The organism is Bacillus sp. FJAT-25509, assembly GCF_001420605.1.
Classification (GTDB): domain Bacteria; phylum Bacillota; class Bacilli; order Bacillales; family Bacillaceae_G; genus Gottfriedia.
On sequence record NZ_LJIZ01000009.1, the window covers coordinates 1 to 5,774 of the forward strand.

A 5,774-nucleotide genomic window follows, 5' to 3' on the forward strand; every position below is an offset into this window, starting at 1 on the left:
ATAATAAGACCATATGAAAAATGGTCAACCAGTAAAAACTGGATGACCTTATAATACGAACGCATGCTTTAGTTGAACAACATGATCGGCTCTTTAGCCGATTTTTTTGTGGAACTAAATGGCAGTTTAGTTGCATAAGGATTTTTTGAATTTATATGAAAAATGTGAAATTCCCAAATTACAAAGCTCGAAATATTAGATACAATACACTTAGAACTTATATAACTTAGAAAATATTTGGAGCTGATTATTTAATATCATGAGTACATTAAAAAACAGATTATTTAAAGACCGAATAAAACAAATTGTAATTATCCAAATTATTTTGCTGTTTCTATTATTTATATATTTGGTTTATTTTTTTACACATGTTTTTACACATGAGTTAAATCATATTTACAGAGAATTAAGTGATTTATTAATAGGAGCTATGTTTTCTTTAAATTATATTGAACATAAAATTTTAAAAAAGAAAGAATCTAAAGATTTAAACCTTTGGTTAGTAAGTGCAATAATATTTTTTATTGTTGGAATTACTGGATTAATAGGTTTTGTGTAAAAATTATTAAGTTGTATTAGTTAATTTGAAATTGAATGTAATTTCTTATTCAGCTAAAGCATGCATTAGTTGAACAACGTGATCGACGATTTGTCGGTCTTTTTTATTGAACAAAATGGCAGTTTAGTTGCATAAGAAATGTTAAAATATTCTTTGGAATATGTTGTAAATCCTATTTGAAAGGATATTAAAAATGGACATTAAGCAAGCATTATATTTCCTGAAAGAACATCAACCATTACCTAGTGATGAGGAATTAGATGAAGAGACTTTAAGAATACTTGATGTAACAAGAAAGTATTTTATCGAAAATCCGTCTCTAGAATGTATACCACTTTTTCTAAATGTATTTGGGGATGGTAGTGGTTTTGGCGTTTATCAATTGATCGAAGATGTAATTGTACAATTTAGTAATGAAGAAGTAGTTCCTCATCTTTTAAAATCATTACAGAGTGATTATAAAGGAGTTCGCTATTGGTCTGCCCAAATTGCAGCATCGTTTCCAGATAATCAACTAATAAAACCACTTTCATTATTGATAAACGAAAAGGATTCTGATATAAGGTCGGTAGCTTATATGGCACTAGGAGAAATTCAAGACAAAATGGTTTTATCAATCCTAAAGAGTGCACTGAGAAATGAAAAAGAACCCGACAATTACGAATTATTGCAGGACATAATTGAAAATCATTAGTTATGCAACTAACTGATGCGTTAGTTGAAGATCACGAGCTGCTAAATAAAAAGCTTTTTTTATTAAAGTTTGGCAGGTAGCTTTGAAATAAAGTTTGCTTATGTAAATATTTTAACAATTATAAAAACAAATAATAAAAGCATGTCTTGAATAGATTGAACAAAACATGCTTTTAATTATTAATCGACTAACTTCTCTAGATCTGGGTTAATCATTTAATTGAACCTTATTTCACAAACGTCCCGTTTGCACAATAATTCAATTAAAAATGGAATTACTAATAAAGCATAAATTCTTTGTTGTTACTACTTAATAAAAAATGCGACAATACCTATGATAATACATAAAACTCCACCCAAAAATTGTCCTAATCCAGATGCTTCTCCCATTAATAATAAATTGAATATGTTTTTACTTCTTTGACTTTTTCCAAATAAGCCTTTGTCTGTTCGCATTCGATAAAGACCCCAAGTAATTAAAATTATTCCAAAAATAAATAATATTATAAGCATTTTCGATCCTCCGTTGTTTGTTTAAGTTAATGTATTGAAATTATTTGTCATCCTCATCAAAAATAAAAGTTGCTTCAATTGATAAATTAAAAACTGAAGCTATTTTATATGCAAGTTGTACAGATGGATTATATTTTTGTTTTTCTAATGAGATGATCGTTCGTGAAGATACACCTACTTTATCAGCTAATTCTTGTTGTGTTATATCATGTTTCATTCTCAATTCTTTCACTCTATTTATCATAACTCCTCCTGATTAAAGGACATGATTATAATATTTTCTAGATACCATATCACATATTATCAAAGATACTAAAAGTATAAATAATGCAGTATTTGTTGAAATTACAAGGAAATTTGATAAGAACATAATAATTAAAAGTTCACATACCAGTAAATTCAAGGAAAAATGAGCAGCTTTTCCATCAATTATCATATCTCGTTCGTCATACTCTTTTGAAAATTCCTTTTCTAATTCAGTGTTTTTTCTAGATTTAATGTAAGAGGCTATTGAATATAACAAAAGTATTCCGCCGAATAATAACAAAATAAATCCGAAATTAAATCCTACCGATTTATTGAAAATTAGTTTTATGCTCCCAAATACAATGAGCAAACTTGACAACAAAAAATGCTCCCTAAACATATTCTTCAAAATATATCTCCCCTAATCCAATACCACTCAAAAAGTGAAGTTTTTTTCACGTGAAGTTTATTTCACATGAAGTCTACTTCATGTTACAGTTGTTTAAAAAAAATGTCAATATGTAAAAACTTAAGCCGATTTAGTAATATTTATAAAGAATATAATGAGCGAACTTTTATATAACTAAACGCATGAGTTAGTTCAACTGCGATTTCAAGTTAAAAGTCATTGATATGTTAATCAATCAGTTACTATTCCTCTAACTTATTTAAAACGACTTCGAATTTCCTCTCAAAAACAACTTACTATGGTATATGAAAAAAATTTTGAATTATACTAAATTGAAAAAATTCCCAATGTACAATATTGTAATTAATGGATTTCTCTATAATTTTAAAATTTAAATTGTTAATATTACTCAAAAAACATTCAATCAAAACTTTATATCTAGAAAATATAAATTCATTAGTAAAACTTTTTCGATAAGCTATCCGTTTAATAAATAGAAAGTTAAAATATTATTTTTTTGAAAGGAATACCAAAAAGTGAACACACCAAACTTAGATGAGCTGATTACAGATTTTGTAATACAAAATAAAGAGCACTATTATCGACTTGCTTTTCACTATGTAAAGAATAAAGAGGATGCACTTGATGTTGTGCAAGAGTCCATTATCAAGGCACTTTCAAAGAAAGCTTCATTAGAAAGTCCTGAACTTTTGAAGACTTGGTTTTATCGAATTGTCGTAAACACTTCAATTGATCTACTTCGAAAACAAAAACGTTTAGTGATTGTAGATGATGAGGTTCTAACAAGTCTAGACGCTGGGAATTTAGATCAGTATACGGATTTTGATTTAAAAAACACGTTGGATTCTTTACCAGTACAATATCGTAGCATCATTATTTTGAGATATTTTTCTGATTTTAAATTAGAAGAAATTGCGAAAATCTTAGATGAGAATTTAAATACTGTGAAAACCCGATTATATAAAGCATTATCAATATTACGAATTGAAATGAATGTAAATTAGAAAGGATGATAGTCATGAAAAATCAAAAAATAGAAGATTTGAAAACTGATTTTAATAATATCCCAATTCCAGACGAATTAGACTTTATCGTTCACAAAGCATTACAACAAGGCGGAGTTCAACCAATGAAAAAGAAAAAAAATCACACAAAATTATATTCAGCACTTTCTGTTGCAGCGATCGCAACAATTTTTGTAACAGGTGTAAATACGAACCAGTCATTTGCATCTACTGTTTCAAAAGTACCTGTACTCAATCATTTAGTCAAAGTAGTGACATTCCATGAGTTTACAGTAAATGAAGACCAATCAAAAGCAAACATTACAGTGCCAAAAGTAACTGGATTAAAAGACAAAAAATTGGAAAATAGTTTAAATGATAAATATTTGGCTCAAGGAAAAGAACTATTTGAAAGTTTCAAAAAAGAAGTACAATATTCGAAAAGTGTTGGTGGCGCTCATTTAGGTATTAAGAGTGGGTATGAAGTAAAAACCGATAATGATCAGATTCTTTCTATTAAACGTTACGAAGTTAGTACATCAAACGGTTTTTCTGCAACTCAATTTGACACAATTGATAAGCAAAATAACATTTTAATTACATTACCAAGTTTATTTAAAAATGATGACTACATCAGCATTATTAGCGAAAACATCAAAAAACAAATGATTGAACGATATAAGGCAGACAAGGAGAATACCTATTATTGGGTGGAAGGAATTCCGACGGATATGAATTCAGACAACTTGTTTCAAAAAATTAAAAAAGAGCAAAACTTCTATATCAATGATGATGGTAAATTGGTTATATATTTCGATAAATACGAGGTGTCACCTGGTGCCTATGGTGAATCAGACTTTATCATCCCAACTAATATTCTTTCTAATGTATTAGTCAGCGATACTTACATTAAATAATGATATTTAAAGTTTAGTTTCAATATAAAATTTTTTTAACAAAAAGAACCGATTCTTTAAGCAGAGTTGGTTCTTTTTCATGTTTAGAAATACGAATCCTTATTCCACTATACTGTCATTTTTATTGGACTAAATGGCAGTTTAGTTTAATAAGGATGAAGAAAAAAATAGGATATTTCACCTTGGAAAATAGAAGTGAATTTTTGTTAAAATAAGTTGGAAGTTAAGTGGGATTTTAATTATAAATGCTTTTTTTAGTGATAAATTTTTGTAAAGGAGTTTGTAGATGTTAAATTACATATGGTTAGATGACAAATCTCCTATATTAAATCAACTTCCAAACGGGTTTAATTCAGCAGCAATACTATTGCATCCATTTATTCAAATGCCCAAAGATTGGGAGCAAAATAAAAGAAATAATGAATATGAGCACATTTATCCTAGTGATGAGGAAATCTTGCTTCTAGGTAAACAAGTTAGTTGGATGAGTATGATGTATGATTGTGGTTTTACAACTTTTAATGAGATAGCAATTGCATTAAAAACATCAATTGGTGCATTTAAAAAACAATATATACGTGATGATCTAGCTGAAAAATTAAACACTCATATAAAAAAAGATTGTTTTTATCCTAACGAGGATTATACTTCGGTATTTTTAATCCAAGATTTAAAAATAGTTTTAGAATCTAGAGGGGCTAAATATTTTTGTTACTTTGACCCATTATTAGACAATAGTGGTGTTTTAGAGATTGAAAAACTTACTTCTTTAGATATCGGCGATCTAGCACTTAAAGAGTTAATTATTACAGATGAAAATATGGATTTCGCATTTATGAATGTATATGATTCTTTTATTACTGTATTTATGACACGAGATGAAAAGATTGATGAGATTGTTGATAGGATAGGCTGGGAAGCTATAATATGTGACGACAAAACATATATTGATTGGTATTGGTCAAAGCTCCGTTAGAGTTGTGTTGGCAACTCTTTTTTTGACTTTAAGCAACTAACTAATGCGTTTGTTGAATTAGAACATGGACTGATATTAAGAATGGTATTTGATTTGTTAAAGAGAAATATAGGAGTTGGGTCTAGTGAATTTGGATTTAAATACCTTTTTAAACAAGTTGGAAGAAAGTAATATTGCGTATAGCTTAAAAAAAATTCGAGATGAAGCCATTATGGTAGCAATTCGAGTGCCAGGTGAACGGTGGGAAGTAGAATTTATGGATGATGGTACAGTCGAGATTGAAAAATTCATTAGTGATAGGGATTATTACGACCATAAAGAATTAGAGACTTTGTTTAGAGATTTTAGTGATTAACTTATTCAACTAAAGCATGCGTTCGTATTATAAGGTCATCCAGTTTTTACTGGTTGACCATTTTTCATATGGTCTTATTAT

At 28.5% G+C, this 5,774-nt stretch carries 9 protein-coding genes; 6 read left to right on the forward strand and 3 right to left on the reverse strand.

The genetic code is table 11. The features are described 5' to 3' along the window. The first annotated feature begins 259 nt into the window (after positions 1–259). Complete coding sequence (locus tag AN960_RS06210) at positions 260–559, forward strand: hypothetical protein (protein ID WP_056468390.1); 300 nt, start codon at positions 260–262, stop codon at positions 557–559. Between the two features lie 193 nt (positions 560–752). After that, entirely contained in the window at positions 753–1,253 is a 501-nt protein-coding gene (locus AN960_RS06215; protein WP_056468393.1) for a HEAT repeat domain-containing protein, read from the forward strand. A gap of 305 nt (positions 1,254–1,558) precedes the next feature. Here the strand turns inward: AN960_RS06215 and AN960_RS06220 are convergent, their stop codons facing one another. Genes AN960_RS06220 through AN960_RS06230 form a run of 3 tightly spaced genes read right to left on the reverse strand, consistent with a single transcriptional unit; the run spans position 1,559 to position 2,411 of the window. Next, complete coding sequence (locus tag AN960_RS06220; RefSeq protein WP_056468396.1) at positions 1,559–1,765, reverse strand: hypothetical protein; 207 nt, start codon at positions 1,763–1,765, stop codon at positions 1,559–1,561. Positions 1,766–1,805: 40 nt separating this feature from the next. Next, entirely contained in the window at positions 1,806–2,009 is a 204-nt protein-coding gene (locus tag AN960_RS06225) for a helix-turn-helix transcriptional regulator (RefSeq protein ID WP_056468399.1), read from the reverse strand. Between the two features lie 12 nt (positions 2,010–2,021). Beyond that, positions 2,022–2,411, reverse strand: a complete 390-nt coding sequence (locus AN960_RS06230) for a DUF2178 domain-containing protein (RefSeq protein ID WP_502692522.1) — start codon at positions 2,409–2,411, stop codon at positions 2,022–2,024. Between the two features lie 545 nt (positions 2,412–2,956). Here AN960_RS06230 and sigV point away from each other — a divergent pair. The 4 genes from sigV (at position 2,957) to AN960_RS06250 (ending at position 5,693) form a co-directional block, all read left to right on the forward strand. Beyond that, positions 2,957–3,445 carry an RNA polymerase sigma factor SigV gene (sigV, locus tag AN960_RS06235; RefSeq protein WP_056468405.1) on the forward strand — a complete coding sequence of 163 codons (489 nt, stop codon included), beginning with the start codon at positions 2,957–2,959 and terminating at the stop codon, positions 3,443–3,445. Between the two features lie 14 nt (positions 3,446–3,459). After that, a complete protein-coding gene (gene rsiV, locus AN960_RS06240; RefSeq protein WP_056468408.1) occupies positions 3,460–4,362 on the forward strand; it encodes an anti-sigma-V factor RsiV in 903 nt (300 codons plus the stop codon). Between the two features lie 286 nt (positions 4,363–4,648). Further along, positions 4,649–5,338, forward strand: coding sequence for a DUF2711 family protein (locus AN960_RS06245; RefSeq protein WP_056468412.1), 690 nt, complete (start codon positions 4,649–4,651; stop codon positions 5,336–5,338). A gap of 124 nt (positions 5,339–5,462) precedes the next feature. Beyond that, positions 5,463–5,693, forward strand: coding sequence for a hypothetical protein (locus tag AN960_RS06250; protein WP_056468414.1), 231 nt, complete (start codon positions 5,463–5,465; stop codon positions 5,691–5,693). Positions 5,694–5,774: the final 81 nt, after the last annotated feature.